Genomic DNA, 20,397 nt, shown 5'->3' on the forward strand with positions numbered 1-20,397 from the left:
TGACCGCATGACATCCCTCCTCCTCGCCGCCCTCGGGAGCTCGTTCGCCGCCGGCCCCGGGATCGACCCGATCGTGGACCACGAGGCCCAGCGCTCCGCCGGCAACTACGCGCACCAGCTCGCAGAGCTCCTCGGCGCGCGGCTCGTGGACCGGACGGTCTCGGGAGCGACGACGGCGAACATCGTGGACACCCCGCAGGTGACCATGGAGGGCCGGGAGCTCGCCCCGCAGCTCGAGGGCGTCCCCGCCGACGCCGACGTCGTCACCGTGACCGCAGGCGGCAACGACCTCCAGTTCGCGGGCGCGATGCTCCACACCGCGTGGCGGCGTCACGATCCTGCCTCGCCCCTGCTCGACCTGCTCGGGGCGCAGTTCCCGCACGGGATCCCCGCTCCGACCGACGCCGCGGTCACCGCGGCCGCCGAGGGCCTGGTGCGGATCGTCGAGGAGACCCGGCGCAGGGCCCCGGACGCCCGGGTCGTCCTCGTCGACTACCTGACCGTGCTCGACGAGGGCACCGCGGCCAGCGGGACCGCATCGTTCACGTCTGCCGAGATCACCGATCTGCTCGCGATCCAGGGAGCCATCGCACGGGCGTTCGCGGACGCCGCCGAGTCCACGGGCGCCGACCTCCTCCGCGCCTCCGCGCTGAGCACCGGCCACGCTCTCGGCGCGAGCGAACCGTGGGTGCAGCCCTTCCACACGGACCCGCTGAGGACCGGCGCCTCGTTCCACCCCGATCGAGCCGGCATGACGGCGATCGCGCGTGCCCTCGAGGAGCTGCTGCGCGCCGATTAACCCCTGGTCTCCTGTCGTACCCGGCGCCTACTCTTCTCCAGTGCACACCTTCGACGACGCGTCCGAGCACACCGGATCGTCCGCCCCCGAGAACTCCTCGTCGACCGGCTCTCCCGTCGGCCCCGCGCCCACCCGCCCCGCCGCGTCGGACGCCATCGACCCCCGCAACCGCAGCGTCATCATCCTGCTGCTGATCAGCGCGTTCGTGGTGATCCTCAACGAGACGATCCTGTCCGTGGCGCTGCCGCCGATCATGGATGACCTGGACCTGGCCGAGACCACCGCGCAGTGGCTGACCACCGGGTTCATGCTCACGATGGCCGTGGTCATCCCCACGACCGGCTACCTGATGGGGCGGTTCTCCACCCGCCAGGTGTTCGGGATCGCGATGACCACGTTCACGATCGGCACGCTGATCTGCGCCGTCTCGCCGGCGTTCCTGCCGCTGCTGCTGGGCCGCATCGTGCAGGCCTCGGGCACCGCGATCATGATGCCGCTGCTGATGACCACGGTGATGAACCTGGTGCCGCCCTCGAAGCACGGCATGGTCATGGGCAACATCTCGATCGTCATCTCCGTCGCCCCGGCGCTCGGTCCCACGATCTCGGGCCTCATCCTGTCCTTCGCGCCGTGGCGCGCGCTGTTCCTGCTGGTGCTGCCGTTCGCGCTGATCGCGCTCGGGTTCGGGCTGCGCCGCATCGAGAACGTCAACGAGGCGACCTCGCAGAGGGTGGACCTGCTCTCCGTGCTGCTGTCCGGCGTCGGCTTCGGCACCCTCGTGTACGGCCTGACCGGCATCTCCGGCGGCGGGCACGGCGGCTCCGGTGCGGCCGACGCCGCCTCCGGCGGGGCACCCACCGCGGCGATCGTCTGCCTCGTGGTCGGCGTGGTCTCGCTGGCGCTGTTCGGGTGGCGGCAGGTGCTGCTGCAGCGGGTGGAGCGGGCCCTGCTGGACCTGCGCACCTTCGCAACCCGCAACTTCAGCGTCGCCGTCGCGCTGATGATCGTGATGATGGGCTCGATGTTCGGGGTCGTGGTGCTGCTGCCGATCTTCCTGCAGCGCGTGCTGGAGCTGACCACCCTCCAGGTGGGCCTGATGATGCTTCCGGGCGGGCTCGCGATGGGTCTGCTCGCGCCGTTCGTCGGCCGCCTCTTCGACAAGGTCGGGCCGCGGCCGCTGCTGGTGCCGGGCCTGGTGTCCGTCGTGATCGGCATCGGGATCATGTCCCGCGTGCCCGATCAGGCCTGGCTGATCGTGGTGGGCCACGTGATCATGTCCTTCGGGCTCGCGTTCGTGTTCACCCCGCTCATGACCACGGCGATGGGCTCGTTGCCACGGCGGCTGTACCCGCACGGCTCGGCGATCGTGGGCACCGTGCAGCAGGTGGCCGGGGCCGCGGGCGCCGCCCTGATGGTCTCGATCATGGCGCGCATCTCCAGCGGCACCGTCGCGGCAGGCGGCGACCATCTCGAGGGGATCGCCGACGGCACCTCCGTGGCGTTCACGATCTCCGCGGTGCTGGGCCTCGTGACCGTGGCGATCGCCCTGTTCATCCGACGGAACCCGGCTGACGCCGGCGACGCACCAGTCGTGGCGGGCGGCGCATCCTCCGGCCCGGACGACGTCGCTCCTGAGGGCGGGACGAGGTCGGTGAGCGGGATGCCGGGTCCGGAGGATCACGACATCACGGACCGTTCTGTCGTCGACTGAGGCTCGTGCCCCGCGAGCCGCTCGCCCAGCGAGAACTCAGCGGCATCACACCCCGGCGACGATGCCCGGCTCGCAGAGCTCCACGAGGTCGCGTGAGGTGACCTCTCCGTCCAGGAGCACGATCCCGACGACGTCCCCGGACTCCGGATCGTCACAGTAGGTATAGGAGAATCCGTTCGGGGAGTCCGGCGCCAGCCGCAGCTCTCCGGAGGGTCGGGAGTACGCCATGCCGCTGAACTGGACCGGCTCCTGGATGCCAGGCGCGTCGTCACCTCGGCTCCGGGCGGCGCCGTCAGGCGAGAACGTCGCCGTCCCGGTCGCAGTCACGGACCATAGGAAGCCGCCTGGGCTGCTGACGTCGATCTGCATCGGCTCGTCCAGCACCCAGATGCCCGGAGCCTCCGAGATCTTGTCGCCAGGTCCAGCGGGGTCAGCCTCCGACGTGCCGGACTCCGCATCGCTGGACTCCGCAGCGTCGGACGCCAGTCCGTCCGACACGGTGAACGGGCAGTCCTCGGCGACGTCAGATGCGGTGCCCGGGCATTCCTGAGGCAGCTCATCGACCCGCTTCCGCACCTCCTGGTGCCCCGCCTCGTTGAGAACGGGCTGCAGCTCGCCGACCGGCTTGCGCCAGGTTCCCAGCACGGGCGGCGCCTCGAGGGTCACCGCCGGGTCGTCCTGCCAGGGCCCCGGCGCGGCGAGCGTGATCTCGTAGGTGCCGGGCAGCAGCTGCACGGCGATCTTCGGGTCGAAGTGGTTCCCCTCCTCGAGCATCAGGTCCTCGAGCGGCAGTGCCACGCCGTTGATCCGGATCTCCTGCGCGCCCAGCGGGATGTCGATCAGGAACTCCGGCAGGTGCACCGGCGCCAGCTCCCAGCCGACCGGGGCGAAGGCGCTGTCCGCGTGCGAGGTGAGGGTGAGCCGCGTGGTGGTGTGCTCGGAGCCGCTGGCCAGCGTCGCGGTCACGGTCGCAGTCCCGGCGCCCACGTCCACCTTGTCGATGGTGAAGGAGTCCAGGCGATCCGTCGCGGCGCCGAGGATCTCCGCGGTGAGGGCCGCGCCGCTCGCGTCGGGCGCGTGCTCGACGTGCTCGCGCACCTCCTCGAGGTCACCGTCGACGATCGCCTGCAGGAAGTCCGTCGCCACGGACTCCGGGTCGACGGTCGCGGTGAGCAGGCGCGGCAGGCCGACGACCAGCGCTGCGAGGAGCAGCACGACGGATGCTCCAGCGATCAGACCGCGCCTGCGCCTGGACAGCCGGCTCCAGGCGGAGGCCCGGTGCGGCCCACCGTCCCCTCGCTCCTCCTGCCGCATCTCGCCGCTCTGCCCCGCTGTGGTGTGCGGTGCGGCGGCGGTTCGCGGTGCCGTGGCAGGAGCAGTCTTCGCGGTGGTCGGCGGCGCCGAGGGGTCGGTGTCCTCGCCCCAGCCGAGCTCCAGCGAATGTCCCTGACCTCGATCCCGGCCTCGACGGCGGCCAGTGCTCTGGCTGCCGCCCGGCGTGCGGTCGCGTCGTCGCGGCCCCATAGTGCTCTCCCCCGTCGGATCCCTGGTACTACGTCCCGGGCCGGCAGCACTCCTGGCTGGCCGCGCCCCAGATCTACAGCGCTCCGGGATTCGCCTTCTCGCGCGCCCGGTCCGCGAAGCTCACGGCCATCGCGGCCAGCGTGAGCGCCATGATGATCGCGATCGCGATGATGAAGGCCTCGAACCAGTCGTGCCCGCCCTCGGTGAGGGAGAAGATGATGCCCGGGATCATCGCGGTGCCGATGGCGGCACCGATGCGCTGACCCAGCTGCAGGATACCGCCGGCGACCCCGCCGAACCTCGGGTCCACGGAGTTCAGGGTGAGGGTCTGGTTCGGGGAGATGGTCATGCCCTGGCTGAGACCCATGAGCGTCAGCGGTGCGGCGAGCCACCAGAAGGGCACGACCCCGTTCTCCACGAACCCGGCCAGCAGGCCGGTGCCGAGCAGGCCGCAGAAGGCGACGGCGAAGCCCACGATGACCATCCGTCGGCCGAAGGTGAGCACATAGCGCCCGGCGATCTGCGAGGAGATCGCCGCCGCGATCGAGGAGGGCAGGCCCATCAGCGAGGCTTCGAACGCGGTGTGCCCCAGGTGCATCTGCAGGTAGAGCGGCACGATGATCCACACGCTGGTGGCACCGAGGAAGTACACCGAGACCACGAGGATGCCGTTGCGGAACGCCTGGTTGGAGAAGATCGCGGTGTCCACCATCGGGGGCTTGCCCGCGCGCTTGTAGCGCTGCTCCCAGAACCACCACAGCCCCAGCATCAGCAGCCCCACCGGGAACGACAGCCACACCAGAGCGCCCGCCCCGCGCTCGAGGAAGGGCAGCATCACGCCCAGGATCGCCAGGCACAGCAGGACCGTGCCGATGGGGTCGAGGTCGGGCCGGCTGCGACCGCGTGCCTTGTCGTCGGGGATGTATCTGAAGGCGCCCAGGATCGCGACCAGACCGATCGGGATGTTCATGAGGAACATCCAGCGCCAGCCCTGCTCGGGGCCGAGAATCTGGATCAGCAGACCGCCGATCACAGGACCGATCGCCGTCGCGACGGCGACGGTGGTGGCCAGCAGCGCGAAGGCGCGGGCACGGTCCTGACCGCGGAAGTGCTGCTGGATCAGGGCGACGGTCTGCGGGTTCAGCAGGCCCGAGCCGATGCCCTGCAGGATGCGGGCGAGGTTGAGCATCTCGACGTTCGGGGCGAGACCGCTGAGCAGGGAGCCGAGCGTGAAGATCCCGACGCCGATGATGAACATGCGGCGCCGGCCGGTGGCGTCTCCCGCACGACCGGCGGGCACCAGCAGCATGCCGAAGGCGAGCGCGTAGCCGGAGATCACCCACTGCAGCCCGCCGGAATCGGCGTCGAGACCCTCGCCGATGGCGGTGAGTGCGACGTTGATGACGCTCACGGCGATCAGCGCCATGAACAGAGGAGCGAGGAGGACGGCGAGCAGGGGTTTGCGGCGCACCGGAGGAGTCGGCGCACTGGGGTCAGGGATCACCTGGCCACCTTATGCATCCACTGCAGATTTGAGGAGGCCGAGGTGAGCAGAGGGACAGCGCGCCGCCCACGGGCTGGGCTCGGGGACCCGGCACGTGGGCGGCTGCGGCGGGCGGATCAGTCCTGCGGCGGCTGCCCGCCCATCCAGTCCTGGGAATCCGCCGCTGCCGGGCGTGGCACCTCACGGGCATCGTCGCGGTACGGCCCGGCCGGGATCACGTAGCCGGTGCGACCGGAGAGCTGGGGCGCGGCCAGCTGAAGGTCACGGGCGGCGGGGCGCGCCGAGTAGTCGGCCCCCGGGAAGCGGCCGAACTGGCCGGCGCTGCCGGCGGGGCGGCGGCGATCGGCGTCGTCCAGCATCGCGAGGGCGTCGCCCGGGGTCGGGAAGCGCGAGGACCACACGTGCCCCGGGGGCAGCGGGGACTGGAACGCGGTGCCGGAGGGACGGATCCACAGCGAGCCGGGCTTGGAGCGGTCGCGCAGGGAGTGGGCGCGCCAGGTCGTCACGGGGTGGGAGGACAGCAGGTTCACCCAGTGCACGAAGAAGCTGGGGTCGGTGGCGGCTCGATCGGCGAGCTCGTGGACGTTGACCTCGGCGTTCAAGTACTTGCCGCCGGAGAGCACGGCCACCACGCCGGGAGAGCCGGCCGGGGCGTAGGAGTAGCCGAAGTTGTCCGCCGTGTACTCCTGGGAGCGGGAGAGCGCGGGGCCCAGGATCGGGATCATGTTGATGATCGTGGTGAACACCAGGCGGAAGTAGGAGACATGACCGGCCGCGAGATGGCCCACCTCGTGGCCGATCACGAAGCGCAGCGCCTCGGGGTCGCGCACGCTCCCCCCGATCTCGAACAGGTCGGAGTAGACCACCACGAAGCGACGGAAGCCGTGACCGGAGGCGAAGGCGTTGATCGTGCCGTTGCCCAGCTGCACGTAGGCGTCGGGAACGCGGCGCATCCCGTACTGCTGGGCGGCCTCGACCACCATGCGGTAGCCCTCGGGGAACTGGGTGGGGCTCATCCGCACCGCGTTCGTGCGCAGCTGCGCGTACATCGTGGCGCGCACCCACCAGAAGATCAGCGGCGCAAGGGGAAGGATCGCCACGAGCTGCGCGATGAACGGCACGATGTTGACGTACTTCCAGAGCTCGTTGACCGTCCGCTGGCCCTCGGCGAAGTACAGGTAGCCGGTGGTGACCAGCAGTGCGGCCCACAGGAGATACCCGAGGATCGTCAGCACCACGCCGAGCACCAGCAGACGCATCTCCCAGGGGTGGCGGATCGCTCTCTGTCCGCGGAACCCGTGGATGGTGGAGCCGTTGACGAGGGTGGGATCGCCCGGGTGGAACGGGTCGGGCGCCTCGCTGCGGGGCGCACCGTGCTCCTCGGCACCGGGGTGCTGCGGAGCTCCTGGGGGCGGGATCGTCATGGTGGGGTCCTTCCGTCGGCCGGCCCGTGGTGGGTCGCTGCGACCGACGGTAGAACTCGAGCCTGGGCGGCGCCAGCTCGTGGCCCCCGTTCGGGCTGATCATGGCCGCAGGGCCGAGCAGATCGAGCCGAAGGGCGGGGGTGGGTCCACCGCAGGGCGGACCCTGCTCCACCGTGCGGCGGATCCCTGCGCCCTGGATCCCCTGAGCCGAGTGGAACAGGCCGCTTCGCGACCCGGTCGGCTCAGCGGAACAGCCGGCCCAGCAGGGCCTTCTTCGCGCCCTTGTACGGCGGGTAGACGAGCTTCAGGGTGTCCGGGGTGAGCGGCTTGCGGGCGACCGGCTTGGCGTGGGTGAACGTCTCCAGCCCCGCTCGCCCGTGGTAGGCGCCCATGCCGGACTCCCCCACGCCGCCGAAGGGCAGGGTCGGGGTGCCGATGTGGGCGAGGGTCAGGCCGATCGCGAGGGATCCCGAGGACGTCTCGGTCGCGAAGCGCTCCTCGGTCGTCCGGCGGGAGGTGAAGACGTAGGCGGTCAGCGGCTTCTCGCGCTCGCGGATCCGGGCGATCGCCTCGTCGGCCCCGGAGACGGCGAGGATCGGCAGCACGGGGCCGAAGATCTCCTCGTCCATCACCGGATCGTCCCAGTCCACGCCGGTGAGGATCGTGGGCGGCAGGTAGCGGTTGCGGCGGTCCGCCGTGCCGGTGCCGCCGATGATCGCCCGGTCGTCGTCGATGAGGGCGTGCACCCGGTCGAAGTGTTTGCGGTTGACCATGCGGCCGTAGTCGCGGGCCCGCTCCGGACGGGTTCCGTACATCGCCCGCACCGCCTTGCGCAGCTGCGGCACGAGGCGCTCGATGGTGCGCGGGGTGGCCATCAGATAGTCCGGGGCGATGCAGGTCTGGCCGGCGTTGGTGAACTTGCCCCACACGATGCGTCGCGCCGCGACGGCGAGGTCCGCCCCGTCGTCCACGAACACCGGGGACTTCCCGCCCAGCTCGAGCACGGTGGGCGTGAGGTGCTCGGCGGCGGCTCGGGCCACGATGCGGCCCACGGTGGCGTTGCCGGTGTAGAAGATCAGGTCGAAGCGCTGCTCGAGGAGGAGCGTGGTCTCCTCCACACCGCCCTCGACCACCCGCACCCAGTCCGGATCGAGGTGGGCCGCGACCAGGTACGCGATCGCGGAGGAGGTCGCCGGGGCCACCTCGCTGGGCTTCAGCAGCACCGTGTTCCCGCCGGCGATCGCCGCGACGACGGGCGCGAGGGTGAGGTTCACCGGGTAGTTCCACGGGGCGATGATCAAGGTGGTGCCCAGCGGTTCGCGGTGCAGCTCCCCGGAGGCGGGGGCGAGCAGCAGACCCATCGAGAACTTCTCGGGCCGCAGCCAGCTCCTGAGGTGCTTGGAGACGTACGAGATCTCCTCGCTGACCACACCCAGCTCGGTGATCGCGCTCTCCAGGCGGGACTTACCCAGATCCTGCGCGAGCGCCTTGGTGAGCCGGCCCCGCTCGGCGCGCAGACCCTTCTGCAGCGCCGCGAGCTGGTTCAGGCGCGCCCGGATGCTGCGCGTGCTGCCGGCGTCGAACGAGGTTCGCAGGGCTGCGACGTCCTCGAGGATCCGTTCGCACCGAACAGCGGATGCCGGGTCTGCGGACTCCGTGGAGTCCGTGGAGCCGGCATGGGGAGCGTCGGAGGTCGAGGGGTGCGCGTCGGTCGCCATGGTCCCAGCGTAGAACCCTCGCCCGGGCGCCGGCCGTGAGCGGTCCCTGCGTCCGCTCCGCGCGGAATCCGGGTCCCGGACGATGCGGCGCGATGCCCGATACTGGAGGTGGACCTCGGGCCGACGCGCGGGCCGACGAAGGAGGACATCGATGACGACTGTGCTGATCGCGGCACCGATCCTGCTCTCCCTGACGCTACTGATCTCCGGGTTGGCGAAGCTCGGGGCACGTCAGGGCACCGAGGACGCGATGACGTCGCTGCGGATCCCGCTGCGCCCGTTCCACGGGTCGATCGCCTCGGTGCTGCCCGTCGCGGAGATCGTGCTGGCCCTGATCCTCTGGGTGCCCGCGGTCCCTCTGCAGGTGATGGTCTCGCTCCTGGTCGCCGCGCTGATGCTCACCTATCTGGTGATCATCGCGCGGGCGCTGACCTGGGACGAGACCGTGGAGTGCTCCTGCTTCGGCACGCTCGCCTCCCCGACCGTCTCCCGCGTCACGCTGGGCCGCAACGTGCTGCTCTCGGCGCTCGCACTGCTGACGATCCTTTCCGCGGCCTCCGGGTCCATGACCGCGGTGCTCGTGCAGCAGCCGCTCTCGCTCGTGAACCTCGGCGTCGTGCTCCTGCTGGCCGTGGTGCTGACCGTGCTGTCGCTCGGGGGGACGACGCCCGAGGCCGAGGAGGGTTCCCCGGCCGCCGGCGCCCGTGGTCCTGCCGGCGAGCGGGCCCCCGCCGCCGGTGCCGGCGCCAGTGCCAGCGCACGTGCAGGCGTGGGCACTCCCGTCCATGACGAGTCCGAGATCGACGACGAGGGCGAGCTGCTCGACTACGAGCGCGACGCCGTCCCCGCCGGCGTGCTGCAGCGGCCCGACGGCTCCCTGGTCACCCTGCGCGTTCTGAGCGCGCAGCAGGCCGCCCTGCTGGTGTTCGTGAGCGAGGGCTGCGGCCCCTGCGAGCGGGTGCTCGACGAGGTCCCGGGATGGATCACCACGCTCTCCCCGTTCATGCAGGTGAAGACGGTGTTCTCCCGGCCCCTGGAGAAGCTGCGCGAGCGCACTCTCGCCCGGGTGGGCGATCACGCCCTGCACGATCCGGTGTTCAGCGCCCGGGAGGCGCTCGGGAGCCGCGGCGCCCCCAGCGCGGTGCTCCTCGGGGCCGACGGCATGCTCGCCGGCGGACCGGTGACCGGCGGCAGCGACGTCATCGCGTTCGTCCAGGAGATCCAGGAGCAGCTGCAGAGCGCGCAGGCCGACGGGGAGCTCCCGATCCCCGAAGGCTGACACTCCGGGTCAGGGCACGCTGGCCTGGGCGAACCGTCCTGCACCGTGGGCGGTGAGCGGTCCGTCGGCCGCCGGGATGAAGACCGCCTTCCCGGCGGGGAGCGCGTGGGTCCCGGACGCCGTGTTCAGGGTCATCTCCCCCTCGAGCGCGAGCACGATGCGGGGCCCCGTCCCCGGGATCGGGTGACCGCCCGCCCCTGCGCCGGTCGTCCCCGCACCGCTCAGCCCTGCACCGCTCTGCCCAGCACCGCTCTGCCCTGCACCCGCGCCGTCCGCCGGCGGGAGCTGCGTGATCGCCAGCTCGAAGTCGTCGACCGGTGCGTAGTAGGCGACGGAGGTCGGGTTCTGCCGTTCGGGCGCGACCCGCAGCGGCGGCGCGGCGGTGACGCTGACGCACTGGAGCACCTCGTCGGCGTCGACCTTCTTCGGGGTCAGGCCAGCCCGCAGCACGTTGTCACTCGTGGCCATCACCTCCAGACCGGTGCCATGGAGGTAGGCGTGCAGCGCGCCGGGCGGGACGTACATCGCCTCCCCCGGCTGCAGGGTCACCGGATTCAGCAGCAGCGCGGCGACCACGCCCGGGTCCCCGGGATGGTGGGCGGCCAGCAGGGCGACGAAGCGATCGATGCGCGGGGACGGCGAGGCATTCGCCTCCGCCCGGGCCCGGCAGGCGTCGACGACCTCGTGCACGGCCTCGGGAGAGGGCCGCATCGAGGCGGAGACCAGGGTGCGGAAGGCGGCGCGCATGCCGTGCGCGGTGGGGTTCGCGACCAGCAGGCTGTGCAGGCGGTCGGTGAGCGCCGTGCCCAGGCCCTCCAGGATCACGGCGGCCCGGCGCGGGGTCCGGAACCCGCACAGCGCGGTGAACGGCGTCAGAGCGATCAGCATCTCCGGCTTGTGGTTCGCATCGCGGTAGGTGCGCCGCGGAGAGTCCAGCGCAAGCCCGGCGGCGTTCTCCGCCGCGAAGGACTCCTCGGCGTGGGCGCGCGTGGGGTGGACCTGCAGGGAGAGCGGGCGCTCGGCGGCGATGATCTTCAGCAGGTACGGGAGACGGCCCTGGAACGCCCGGCCGACGTCGGCACCCAGCATGCGCACCGGATCGGCGGCGATCAGCGCATCGAGGCTCTCACCCCCCGCGGTGCTTCCACCTCCCGCAGTGCTCGGCCCTCCCGTGATGCTCGACGGAGCCATCGGGTGCGCGCCGAACCAGGCCTCTGCCCACGGTCTCCCGTCGGGCGCCTTCCGCAGGAGCGCGGGGATCTCCGTCTCCGAGCCCCAGGCGTAATGCTGCAGATGACTCTCCAGGTCCAGCATGCTCACGCAGCGCCCTCCACGCTCACGCAGTGCCCTCGAGGATCTGGGCGATCAGCCGGGCGGGCTCGTCCGCGGCCAGAGGCGGAGCGGGGGTCGGGTCGCCGCCGGTGGGCCGCATGCCGTACCGCTCCCAGTGCTCATGCACCCAGGCTGGCAGCTTCGGGCCGTGCACCCACGCGGGCAGTCCGCGCACGGCGGCCTCGAGGACGTCGGCGGAGAGCATCGAGACGAGGGGCCGGTTCTGATCCTTGACCGCGATGCCGCCGGGCTGGAACTCGATGCCTCGCCGGCGCAGGAGCGCATGGGCGCCGCGCGCGATCCGGTCGGTCTCCAGGAGACCCGGCTGATAGAGCGCGCCGGCCGAGCGGCAGTACGAGTCCGCGGTGGCCAGCGGGAGGCGGCGGGGCAGCTCGATCGCGCCGAGCTGGCCCAGGAACACCGGCCGGTCCTCGAGCCCGTCGAGGTCGACGGCGCTCTCATGGGCGGCCTGCCACAGGCGCTGCGAGCCCACGACCCGCACGTCGATGTCGTCTCGCTGCGCACGATGGAAGTCGCCGTCCTCCTCGGACCAGGCCAGCACGGTGGTCTCCGGGGGCAGTGGGGCGGCATAGGGGGTGAGCACGTCGTCCTGGACGACCGCCGCCGGGACGCCTGCCTCCAGGGCCCACTCATGGACCAGATGGCCCACGCCGAGGTGCCAGCCGAGCGTGATCACGGAGGTGATGCCGGCGCCCTCGAACGCCGAGGTCGGATCCAGGACGGACTCGTGCCGCCACTCGGGTCCGGCGACCTCGTCCAGGTCGGTCCCGGCCCTGGTCAGCACCATGGCCGGACCGTGCATGTACGGCAGGGCGGCGAGCAGGCCCTCCGGGGTGGTGCCCACGGGGAGGTCGACGCCGAGCAGCACGCGGCCGGTCGCGCCCGCCTCGCCGTCCCGGGTGTGCAGCACGTACCCGCTGGGGACGGTCCGCGGGCGCAGCGGCCGCAGAGCCCTGCGACCTTCCTCATGGACGCCCGGGGCACGCCGCCGGGTGGACCTCCACTCCTGCCAGCGCTCCAGGCTGCGCGGATGGATCAAAGCCATGGTGCGGCACCCTTCCGTGGACGAACGACCCCGAGCGCCCAGCATTCCACAGGACGAGCCCGCAATCGGGGCAGCCTCACCGGGGCATGTTGCGGAGGTTCGTCGCCGCCATGTCCAGCATCTTGCCCACGCCGCCACCGAGCACGATCTTCGTCGAGGCCGTCGCGAAACCACGGATCTGCTGCGCGGAGATCTTGGGCGGCATCGACAGGGCGTCGGGGTCGGTGACCACGTCGATCAGCATCGGGCCCGGGGTGGCGAGCGCGTCGGCCAGCTGCTTCGTGAGCTTCTTGGGGTCGGTGATGCGCACCGAGCCGATGCCCACGCCCTTCGCGATCGCCGCGAAGTCCACGTGCTCGTGATCGGTGCCGTAGTCCGGCAGGCCCTCCACGAGCATCTCGAGCTTGACCATGCCGAGGCTGGAGTTGTTGAACACGACGATCTTCATGTTGAGGTCGTGCAGCTTCACGGTGAGCAGCTCACCCATCAGCATGCCGAGCCCTCCGTCGCCGCTCATCGAGATGACCTGGCGCTCGGGGAACGCCTTCGAGGCGCCGATGGCCTGCGGGAGCGCATTGGCCATGGTGCCGTGGTGCCAGGAGCCGAACAGGCGGCGCTTCCCGTTGGGGGTGATGTAGCGGGCGCCCCACACGTTGCACATTCCGGTGTCCACGGTGAACACGGCGTCGTCGTCGGCGAGGGAGTCCAGCGTCGCGGCGACGAACTCGGGGTGGATCGGCTTCATGCGCTCCACGTTCTTCGTGTACGCGGAGACCACGCCGGTGAGGGCCTTGTGGTGGGCCTTGAGCATCCGGTGCAGGAAACGGTGGCTCTTGGTGCTGGTCAGCAGCGGCAGCACCGCCTGCAGGGTGAGCGCCACGTCGCCGTGGATCGCGAGGTCCAGCGGCACCCGTCGGCCCAGCCGGGAGGCCTCGGCGTCGATCTGCACGACCTTCGGGGGGTTCTTCCCGTCGGGCCCGGGCAGGAACTCGCTGTAGGGGAAGTCGGTGCCCAGCAGGATCACCAGATCCGCCTCGTGCATCGCGTCGTAGCAGGCGCCATAGCCGAGCAGGCCGCTCATGCCCACGTCGTACGGGTTGTCGTACTGCATGAACTCCTTGCCGCCGAAGGCGTGACCGATCGGTGACTTGACCCGCTCGGCGAGCTCGAGCACCTCCTCGCGGGCGTCGCGCACCCCGGCCCCGGTGAACAGGGTGACGGAGTCGGCGGCGTCGATCAGCTCGGCGAGCCGGCCGACGGGAGCCGCTGCGGGCTGGACGCGGCCGAGGTCGGTGGCCAGGTCCTTCGTGAGCGCGCCGTCGACCTCCTCGTCGGCGACGTCGCCGGGCAGCACGAGCACGGAGACGCCGCTCTTGGCGATCGCGGTCTGCACGGCGATGTGGAGCATGGTGGTGCCGTGGGTGCCGGAGTTGACCATCTCGCAGAAGTGGGAGCACTCCTGGAACAGGATCTCGGGATGGGTCTCCTGGAAGAAGCCGGTGCCGATCTTGGCCGACGGGATGTGGGAGGCGATGGCGAGCACCGGAGCGCCGTCGCGATGCGCGTCGTACAGGCCCTGGATCATGTGGGTGTTGCCGGGGCCGCACGAGCCCGCGCACACGGCGAGCTTCCCGGTCAGCCGGGCCTCGGCGCCGGCGGCGAAGGCGCCGGCCTCCTCGTTGCGCACATGCACCCAGTCGATGCCCTCGGTGGTGCGCACGGCGTCGACGACGGGGTTCAGGGAATCGCCGACCACCCCGTAGATGCGCTCGACACCGAGGTCACGGAGCTGGGTGACGAGGAGCTGGGCGAAGGACATGCGGGGCATCGGGTACCTCCTGGAGATAGGTCAGCCGGGCGGCACCCGGCACGGGCTAGTCCCCTCGAGCGTAGCCCTGCAGGTGGGCACGACGACGGGCTTCGAGGCAGGAGCCTTGTCACCGCCGCCCGGGGCGCTCCACGATCGCGGCCGCATTCAGGGCTGCGCGCAGCTCGCGAGCGGAGGGATTGCGCAGCACGTCCTCGCCGAGCAGCACGGTGGGCGTGAGCTCGTCGCCGCCGTTCACGGCCCGCACCCGGGCGTTCGCGCTCTCGTCCCGCCATACGTTCACCCAGGTCACGCGAGGGTCTGAGCGGATCTGCAGCAGCAGACGCTCGCAGTAGACGCACCCCGGCTTCCACAGCACCACCGCCTGGCCGGACGCGAGGAGATCCGCCGCCCGGGGCCACGGCGTGTGGCGACCGCGCCGACCGGACCAGAAGGTCAGGGCGAGGACGGCGGCCATCCCGGCCACCCCGGTCAGCACTCCCGTCCGCAGGTCCTCGACCCCGAGCATCACGGCGACCACGACGACGCCGAGCGATCCCACTGCGAGGCTGCTGAGTGTGCGCCGGTCCATGGGTTCACGATACGCCGGGCCTGCCGGGCCAGGCGGGCTGCCCTGCGGTGTCCCGGCCGCTGCCGGACCGGCCCTCGAGCACCGTCGGACAGGCCGTCCGGACAGCGCGGTGCCGACCTCCGATGCAAAACGTTTATCTCAAGGTGCGCGAAGCGGCCCGCGGGCGCGATGCAGCATGCATAGTGGTGACTGGAAGCACCCGGAAACGCTCAGAGTCGCTCACCTCCCGGAGTCGTCGAAGCAGTCCGGCCCTCGCCCGCACCGCCTCGAAAGGCTCCGATGACGCGCCGATCGTCCCCCTCCCCCGGTCCCCAGCAGGATCGCCCCTACTCCTCTTCCTCCCCTTCTCTGCCCTCCCCCTCCCGTCGGACCGCGCACCCGAGCGGTCCCCGTCGGCCCGTGCGAACGCTCGTCCTCGGCGCCGCCGTCACGCTGCTCGCCCCGTTCTCCCTCGCCGCCCCGGCGAGCGCGGACCCCACCTATGTGGCCCTCCCGCAGAGCGCGATGAGCGTGATGGACGCGGACTCCGTCGAGGAGGGATCACCCGCCGCGAACGTGCTGGACGGAGATCCGTCGACCATGTGGCACACCGCCTGGAGCGACGGGGTCGACGACCTCCCCCACCACCTCTCGGTGCAGGTCTCCGAATCACCGGTCGAGGTGGCGCGCGTGCGCCTGCAGCCCCGCCAGGACTCCAACGGCTCCGGCCACATCGGCGACTACGAGATCTACACCTCGACCGATCCCGACTGCGCGGACACCGCCTACACCCAGGTCGCCGAGGGCGGATTCGACGGTTCCCTGACCGACGCCGCCACGGAGCGCACGGTCACCCTGGACTCGCCCGTCGAGGCGAGCTGCGTGAAGGTGGTGTGGCTCAGCTCCTGGGGCGGCAAGGCATCGGATCCCGAGACGTCCCCGCCGGAGAAGGTCGCCTCGCTCGCCGAGCTGAACGTCGACGTGATCGGGGAGGAGGCCGATCCGGATCCGATCGTCGTGGACCCGCCGGAGGGCACCGTCGAGATCTCGGACGCGGACCTGACAGTGCGCCTCCACCCCGACTTCCCGCAGGTCGTGGACTACACGCTCGGCGAGGGCAGCCTCGCCGGCCGCTACGGCGAGGCCCCCGCCTCCGTGGTGATCGACGACGTCCCCTATGACGTCGAGGTCACCGCTCCCGAGGTCTCCGAGGACGGCCTCAGCGCCGCCTACCACCTCACGGTCCCCGCGCTCGAGGGCACGAGCTTCGACGCGGTGATCTCCGTCGAGGGCAGCACCATGACCTGGACGCTCACGAACTTCGAGGATCCCGCCGGCGCGATCCACCGCCTCTCCATCCCGCGCCTGGACCTCGCCTCCGCCAACGGCACCGAAGCCGGCGCCCAGGTGGTGGGCGCGGATCTCTCCGCGGACCGCGACCGCAGCGGCGACCACGTCTACGATCTCGCCTCCCTCGACGAGGGCACCGCGCTCGAGGACCCCTCGCACGTGGCGCTGATCGCGGGCGACCAGCTCGCGGCCGGGTTCGAGACCAACGCGGTCGAGGACAACACGGCAGGCGGCGCGACCGCGGGCCGCGTGCAGACCGACAACTCCCGCTACATCGTCGCGCTCGCCCAGGGCGACGGCGCCTCCTACGGCACCGTCTCGCCGGGCACCTTCGTGGTGCGCGGCTCCACCGCGGATCTCGGCCTCGGCGCCGACGCGGACCCGTTCGTGCGCGTGGCGATCACGGCCGACGCGAACGAGGACGGCGCGCTGGACTGGCAGGACGCCGCGATCGCCGCCCGCGGCGTGCAGGAGGAGGTCGTGGGCGGGGACGCCGTGAAGAACGAGGTCATCAAGCGGATCCCGTTCAACATCGTCTCCCAGGCCACGCACCCGTTCCTGCGCACGCTGGACGACACCAAGCGGGTGGCGCTGGCCACCGACGGCCTGGGCCAGTCGGTCATGCTCAAGGGCTACCAGGCCGAGGGCCACGACTCCGCCCATCCCGACTACGCCGGCCACTACAACGAGCGCGCCGGCGGCCTCGAGGATCTCGAGACCCTGGCCGCGGCCGGCGAGGACTGGAACGCGACCTTCGGCGTGCACGTCAACGCCACCGAGTCCTACTCCGAGGCCTACGCCTTCTCCGACGACCTGCTCCAGCAGCCGCTCAAGATGGGCTGGGGCTGGATGAACCAGTCCTATGCGATCGACGGCCCCAAGGACCTCGGCACCACGAACGTGCTGGACCGTTTCCAGGACCTCCGCGACGAGGCGCCCGAGAACCTGTCCTTCCTGTACATGGACGTGTACTACCCCAACGGCTGGGAGGGGCAGCGCCTCGCGCAGGAGCTGCAGGAGCAGGGCTGGTCGGTCTCCACCGAGTGGGCCGACAAGATGCCGCGCGCCTCGACCTGGTCGCACTGGGCGAACGACGAGAACTACGGCGGCTCCACCAACAAGGGCATCAACTCCCAGGTGATCCGCTTCCTGGACAACGACGAGAAGGACATCTGGAACCCGGACCCGCTGCTGTCCAACGCGAACGTGCAGGAGTTCGAGGGCTGGACCGGGCACCACGACGCGAACGCCCTCTTCGACACGGTGTGGCAGCGGAACCTGCCCACCAAGTACATGCAGCAGGCGCCGATCATGCAGTGGGGCGACGGCGAGGTGGTGCTCGGCAACGGCACCGTCGCCACGTCGGACGTCGACTCCGTCGGCGGCACCGAGATCCCCACCGATCGCACCATCACCCACGGCGGCGCGACCGTCTACGAGGACGGCGGTTACCTGCTGCCCTGGTCCGACGGGGCAGACGCCGCGGTCGCCGACGGCGGCTCCTCCGAGCCCGCCGCGGCGACGGGCACCGGCGGGACCGGGGACCGGCTCTACCACTACAGCCCCGAGGGCGGGAGGACCACCTGGACCCTGACGCCCGAGTGGGCCGACCAGGGCTCCCTGGTCATGTACCCGCTCACGGACACCGGCCGCGGCGGCCGCATCACCGTGCCGGTCCGGAAGGGGCAGGTCACCCTCGAGGCGGAGGCGGGCACGGCCTACGTGCTCTACCCGACCTCGGACATGCCCGAGAAGGCCGATCCGCAGTGGGGCGAGGGCAGCCCGGTCACCGATCCCGGGTTCTTCTCCGGTCGCCTCGGCGCCTGGTCGCCCGAGGGCGCGGTCGAGATCGAGACCGACGGCAACCGCAACCTCCAGGCCGTCGTCGGCGCGGGCGCGGCGGGCATCTCGCAGCAGCTCCACGACCCGGCCGATCCCACCAGGGACCTTCCCGCCGGGACCTACAGCGCCTGGGCCTCGGTGCAGATCGATCCCACCGACACCCGCGACGTGACGGTCGCGGCCACCGGTGACGGGGTCGTCCCCACCGCCCACCAGGCCGGCGCGGACGGGATGGCGACCACCGTCGTCGACTCCTCGATGGCGGTCAACGCCACGGCGTCCGACGACAAGCACGAGCAGTACTTCCAGCGCGTGCGCGTCACCTTCACCACCGATGGCTCCCCCGTGACGCTGGCGGTCACCGCCGGAGACGGCGAGACCCCGGTGCGGGTGGACGATGCCCGTGTGGTGCCCTTCGTGGCCCCGGAGGATCCGGACGCCACGGAGCAGACCGTGCTGTTCGAGGACTTCGAGCACGTGGACACCGGTTACTGGCCGTTCGTGACCGGCTCCGCCGAGCTGGGCGGCGACGCCCGCACCCAGCTCGCCGAGCTGCACGCCCCGTACTCGCAGGCCGGCTGGTACGGCCCGAACACCGACGGGGACGTGGTCGAGGGCGGCAAGCTCCTGGACAACGTGCTCGACGGCGACTGGTCGCTCATGGCCCACGAGGAGAACGAGGGCCTGATCCTGCGCACCACCACGGGATCGCTGCCGCTGGAGGCCGGGCACCGCTACCGGGTCTCCTTCGATCACCAGACCGGCTTCGAGGACTCGTACAGCCTGATCGTGGGCGGCGACTCGCTCGCGGCCGACGGGGAGGAGCCGGGCACCACCGTGCTCGACCGGGAGGCGATCCCCGAGGCACGCGGGACCGACGCCCGCTTCGAGCACGAGTTCACGGCCGGGGCGTGTGATGCGACCTGGATCGGGATCGAGAACACGGGCAGCGGCCCGCAGAACGATCTGGTGCTCGACAACCTCCGCGTCGAGGATCTCGGGACGGCCGACGGCGCGGCCGCCGCCCCCGAGTGCACCGAGCTGGAGGAGACGCCGGCGGGCTGACCAACGGTCCGGGACGGGGCGCCCACCGCCAGCACGGCAGTGGGCGCCCCGGTCGATCAGGCCGTCTCGGCAGGTGCCTCCGTCGGCGGGGCGTCGCGCACCAGGCGCACCCGCTGCACGCGGCGCTCGTCGACCTCCACCACGTCGAGGCGGCCGCCGTCGACGTGCACCACGTCCCCGGCCACGGGGATCCTGCCCAGGCTCGCCATGATGAATCCGCCGACGGTCTCGTAGCCGCCGGTGTCCGGCAGCTCGATCTCGGTGGCCGCCTCGAACTCCTGCAGGATCAGCCCGCCGTCGAGCGTGCCGTCGCCCTCGACGATCCGGTCGAGACCGCCGGGTTCGGGCCACGACTCGAGGTCGAACTCGTCGTAGATCTCGCCGACCAGCTCCTCCAGCAGGTCCTCGAGGGTGACGATGCCGTCGGTGCCGCCGTACTCGTCGGCCACCACGGCGATCTGGTCGGCGTGGGCACGCATCCGGTTCAACGCTTGGAGCACCTCGACGGTTCCGGGGATGTGCTCGATGGGACGCACGAGATCCGCCATCCGGGTGGTCGTGAGGTCATCGACCAGCAGCAGGTCGCGCACGTGGACGAAGCCGAGGATGTCGTCGACGTCCTCGCCGGTGACGGGATAGCGGGAGTAGCCGGTGTCGCGGATCTCGGCGCGCACCTCGGCCACGGTGTCGGTGCCCTCGAGGAAGTGCACCTGGTGCCGGGGCCGCATGACCTCCACGACCGTGCGCTCGGAGGCGTCGAAGACATCGGCCAGCACGCGGGATTCCGCATGGTCGAGCGCCTCGGAGCTGCGCACCATCGAACGGATCTCCTCGGCGGAGACGGACTCGCGGTTCGCGTGCGGGTCACCGCCCAGCAGGCGCACCACCACGTTGGTCGAGGTGGACAGCAGCCAGATCACGGGGCGCATGGCCTTGCCGAACAGGCTCAGCGGCGGGCCCACGACCTTGGCCACACCCATCGCGTTCTGCATGGCCAGCCGCTTGGGCGCGAGCTCACCCAGCACCAGCGAGAGGTAGGCGATCACCAGGGTCATCCCGATCAGGGCCGCGGTGCTCGCCGACGACTCCGACAGCCCCATGCCCACGAGGACCGGGGCCAGGGAGGGGGCGATCGTGGACGCGCCGTAGGCGGACGAGAAGAAACCCGCGACCGTCACGCCGATCTGCACCGCCGACAGGAACTGGTTCGGATCGCGCACCAGCGTCGCGGTACGCTCGCCGCGCGGACCCTCCTCCTCGAGCTGCTTGATCTGCGATTCCCGCAGGTTGACGATCGCCATCTCGGTGCCCGCGAACACGCCTCCGATGAGCACGAAGAGCAGCACGAGGGCGACGTTCAGCAGAACGGAAGGATCCATAGGGCAAAACTACCGGTAGCGCCTGT

The 20,397-nt window shown here is 71.2% G+C and carries 13 protein-coding genes; 4 read left to right on the forward strand and 9 right to left on the reverse strand.

What is annotated here, in order from left to right:
- The first annotated feature begins 7 nt into the window (after window positions 1–7).
- Both ACT3T5_RS15950 and ACT3T5_RS15955 read left to right on the forward strand, forming a co-directional pair.
- On the forward strand, window positions 8–799 hold the full coding sequence (locus tag ACT3T5_RS15950) for an SGNH/GDSL hydrolase family protein (protein WP_444578873.1): 792 nt from the start codon (window positions 8–10) through the stop codon (window positions 797–799).
- Between the two features lie 40 nt (window positions 800–839).
- Window positions 840–2,510, forward strand: a complete 1,671-nt coding sequence (locus ACT3T5_RS15955; protein WP_444594871.1) for an MDR family MFS transporter — start codon at window positions 840–842, stop codon at window positions 2,508–2,510.
- Window positions 2,511–2,555: 45 nt separating this feature from the next.
- On the opposite strand, the gene ACT3T5_RS15960 is transcribed toward ACT3T5_RS15955, so the two are convergent.
- From ACT3T5_RS15960 to ACT3T5_RS15975, 4 genes are all read right to left on the reverse strand, one after another.
- Entirely contained in the window at window positions 2,556–3,725 is a 1,170-nt protein-coding gene (locus ACT3T5_RS15960) for a hypothetical protein (RefSeq protein ID WP_444594872.1), read from the reverse strand.
- A 382-nt stretch (window positions 3,726–4,107) separates the two neighbouring features.
- Window positions 4,108–5,538: an MFS transporter gene (locus tag ACT3T5_RS15965; RefSeq protein WP_444578870.1), complete on the reverse strand. Its 1,431-nt coding sequence runs from the start codon at window positions 5,536–5,538 to the stop codon at window positions 4,108–4,110.
- Between the two features lie 116 nt (window positions 5,539–5,654).
- The gene (locus ACT3T5_RS15970) at window positions 5,655–6,962 is read right to left on the reverse strand and encodes a M48 family metallopeptidase (RefSeq protein ID WP_444578869.1); all 1,308 of its coding nucleotides are present in this window, start codon (window positions 6,960–6,962) and stop codon (window positions 5,655–5,657) included.
- A gap of 242 nt (window positions 6,963–7,204) precedes the next feature.
- Window positions 7,205–8,680 (reverse strand): aldehyde dehydrogenase family protein, encoded by a 1,476-nt coding sequence (locus ACT3T5_RS15975; protein WP_444578868.1) that lies wholly within the window; start codon window positions 8,678–8,680, stop codon window positions 7,205–7,207.
- Between the two features lie 151 nt (window positions 8,681–8,831).
- On the opposite strand from ACT3T5_RS15975, the gene ACT3T5_RS15980 reads away from it, so the two are divergent.
- Window positions 8,832–9,959, forward strand: a complete 1,128-nt coding sequence (locus ACT3T5_RS15980) for a MauE/DoxX family redox-associated membrane protein (RefSeq protein WP_444578867.1) — start codon at window positions 8,832–8,834, stop codon at window positions 9,957–9,959.
- Window positions 9,960–9,968: 9 nt separating this feature from the next.
- Here ACT3T5_RS15980 and manA read toward each other — a convergent pair whose 3' ends face one another.
- The 4 genes from manA to ACT3T5_RS16000 all read right to left on the reverse strand — a co-directional run bounded on the left by manA (window position 9,969) and on the right by ACT3T5_RS16000 (window position 14,756).
- A complete protein-coding gene (gene manA, locus ACT3T5_RS15985) occupies window positions 9,969–11,273 on the reverse strand; it encodes a mannose-6-phosphate isomerase, class I (RefSeq protein ID WP_444578895.1) in 1,305 nt (434 codons plus the stop codon).
- Between the two features lie 22 nt (window positions 11,274–11,295).
- Window positions 11,296–12,357, reverse strand: coding sequence for a hypothetical protein (locus tag ACT3T5_RS15990; protein ID WP_444594873.1), 1,062 nt, complete (start codon window positions 12,355–12,357; stop codon window positions 11,296–11,298).
- A 76-nt stretch (window positions 12,358–12,433) separates the two neighbouring features.
- Complete coding sequence (locus ACT3T5_RS15995; protein WP_444594874.1) at window positions 12,434–14,185, reverse strand: pyruvate dehydrogenase; 1,752 nt, start codon at window positions 14,183–14,185, stop codon at window positions 12,434–12,436.
- 109 nt (window positions 14,186–14,294) lie between these two features.
- On the reverse strand, window positions 14,295–14,756 hold the full coding sequence (locus ACT3T5_RS16000) for a glutaredoxin family protein (RefSeq protein ID WP_444578864.1): 462 nt from the start codon (window positions 14,754–14,756) through the stop codon (window positions 14,295–14,297).
- 399 nt (window positions 14,757–15,155) lie between these two features.
- On the opposite strand from ACT3T5_RS16000, the gene ACT3T5_RS16005 reads away from it, so the two are divergent.
- Window positions 15,156–18,992 carry an endo-alpha-N-acetylgalactosaminidase family protein gene (locus ACT3T5_RS16005; RefSeq protein WP_444594875.1) on the forward strand — a complete coding sequence of 1,279 codons (3,837 nt, stop codon included), beginning with the start codon at window positions 15,156–15,158 and terminating at the stop codon, window positions 18,990–18,992.
- A 56-nt stretch (window positions 18,993–19,048) separates the two neighbouring features.
- Here the strand turns inward: ACT3T5_RS16005 and ACT3T5_RS16010 are convergent, their stop codons facing one another.
- Window positions 19,049–20,371 (reverse strand): hemolysin family protein, encoded by a 1,323-nt coding sequence (locus ACT3T5_RS16010; RefSeq protein WP_444594876.1) that lies wholly within the window; start codon window positions 20,369–20,371, stop codon window positions 19,049–19,051.
- Between the last annotated feature and the right edge of the window lie 26 nt (window positions 20,372–20,397).

The sequence above is a fragment of the Brachybacterium sp. AOP3-A1-3 genome (assembly GCF_052378285.1).
In the GTDB taxonomy this organism is placed as follows: Bacteria; Actinomycetota; Actinomycetes; order Actinomycetales; family Dermabacteraceae; genus Brachybacterium.

Coding starts and splice junctions, on each gene's coding strand:
- manA (WP_444578895.1), bottom strand. CDS start 11,273: ATGCTGGACCTGGAGAGTCATCTGCAGCATTACGCCTGGGGCTCGGAG.
- ACT3T5_RS15980 (WP_444578867.1), top strand. CDS start 8,832: ATGACGACTGTGCTGATCGCGGCACCGATCCTGCTCTCCCTGACGCTA.
- ACT3T5_RS15975 (WP_444578868.1), bottom strand. CDS start 8,680: ATGGCGACCGACGCGCACCCCTCGACCTCCGACGCTCCCCATGCCGGC.
- ACT3T5_RS15950 (WP_444578873.1), top strand. CDS start 8: ATGACATCCCTCCTCCTCGCCGCCCTCGGGAGCTCGTTCGCCGCCGGC.
- ACT3T5_RS16000 (WP_444578864.1), bottom strand. CDS start 14,756: ATGGACCGGCGCACACTCAGCAGCCTCGCAGTGGGATCGCTCGGCGTC.
- ACT3T5_RS16010 (WP_444594876.1), bottom strand. CDS start 20,371: ATGGATCCTTCCGTTCTGCTGAACGTCGCCCTCGTGCTGCTCTTCGTG.
- ACT3T5_RS15990 (WP_444594873.1), bottom strand. CDS start 12,357: ATGGCTTTGATCCATCCGCGCAGCCTGGAGCGCTGGCAGGAGTGGAGG.
- ACT3T5_RS15995 (WP_444594874.1), bottom strand. CDS start 14,185: ATGCCCCGCATGTCCTTCGCCCAGCTCCTCGTCACCCAGCTCCGTGAC.
- ACT3T5_RS15970 (WP_444578869.1), bottom strand. CDS start 6,962: ATGACGATCCCGCCCCCAGGAGCTCCGCAGCACCCCGGTGCCGAGGAG.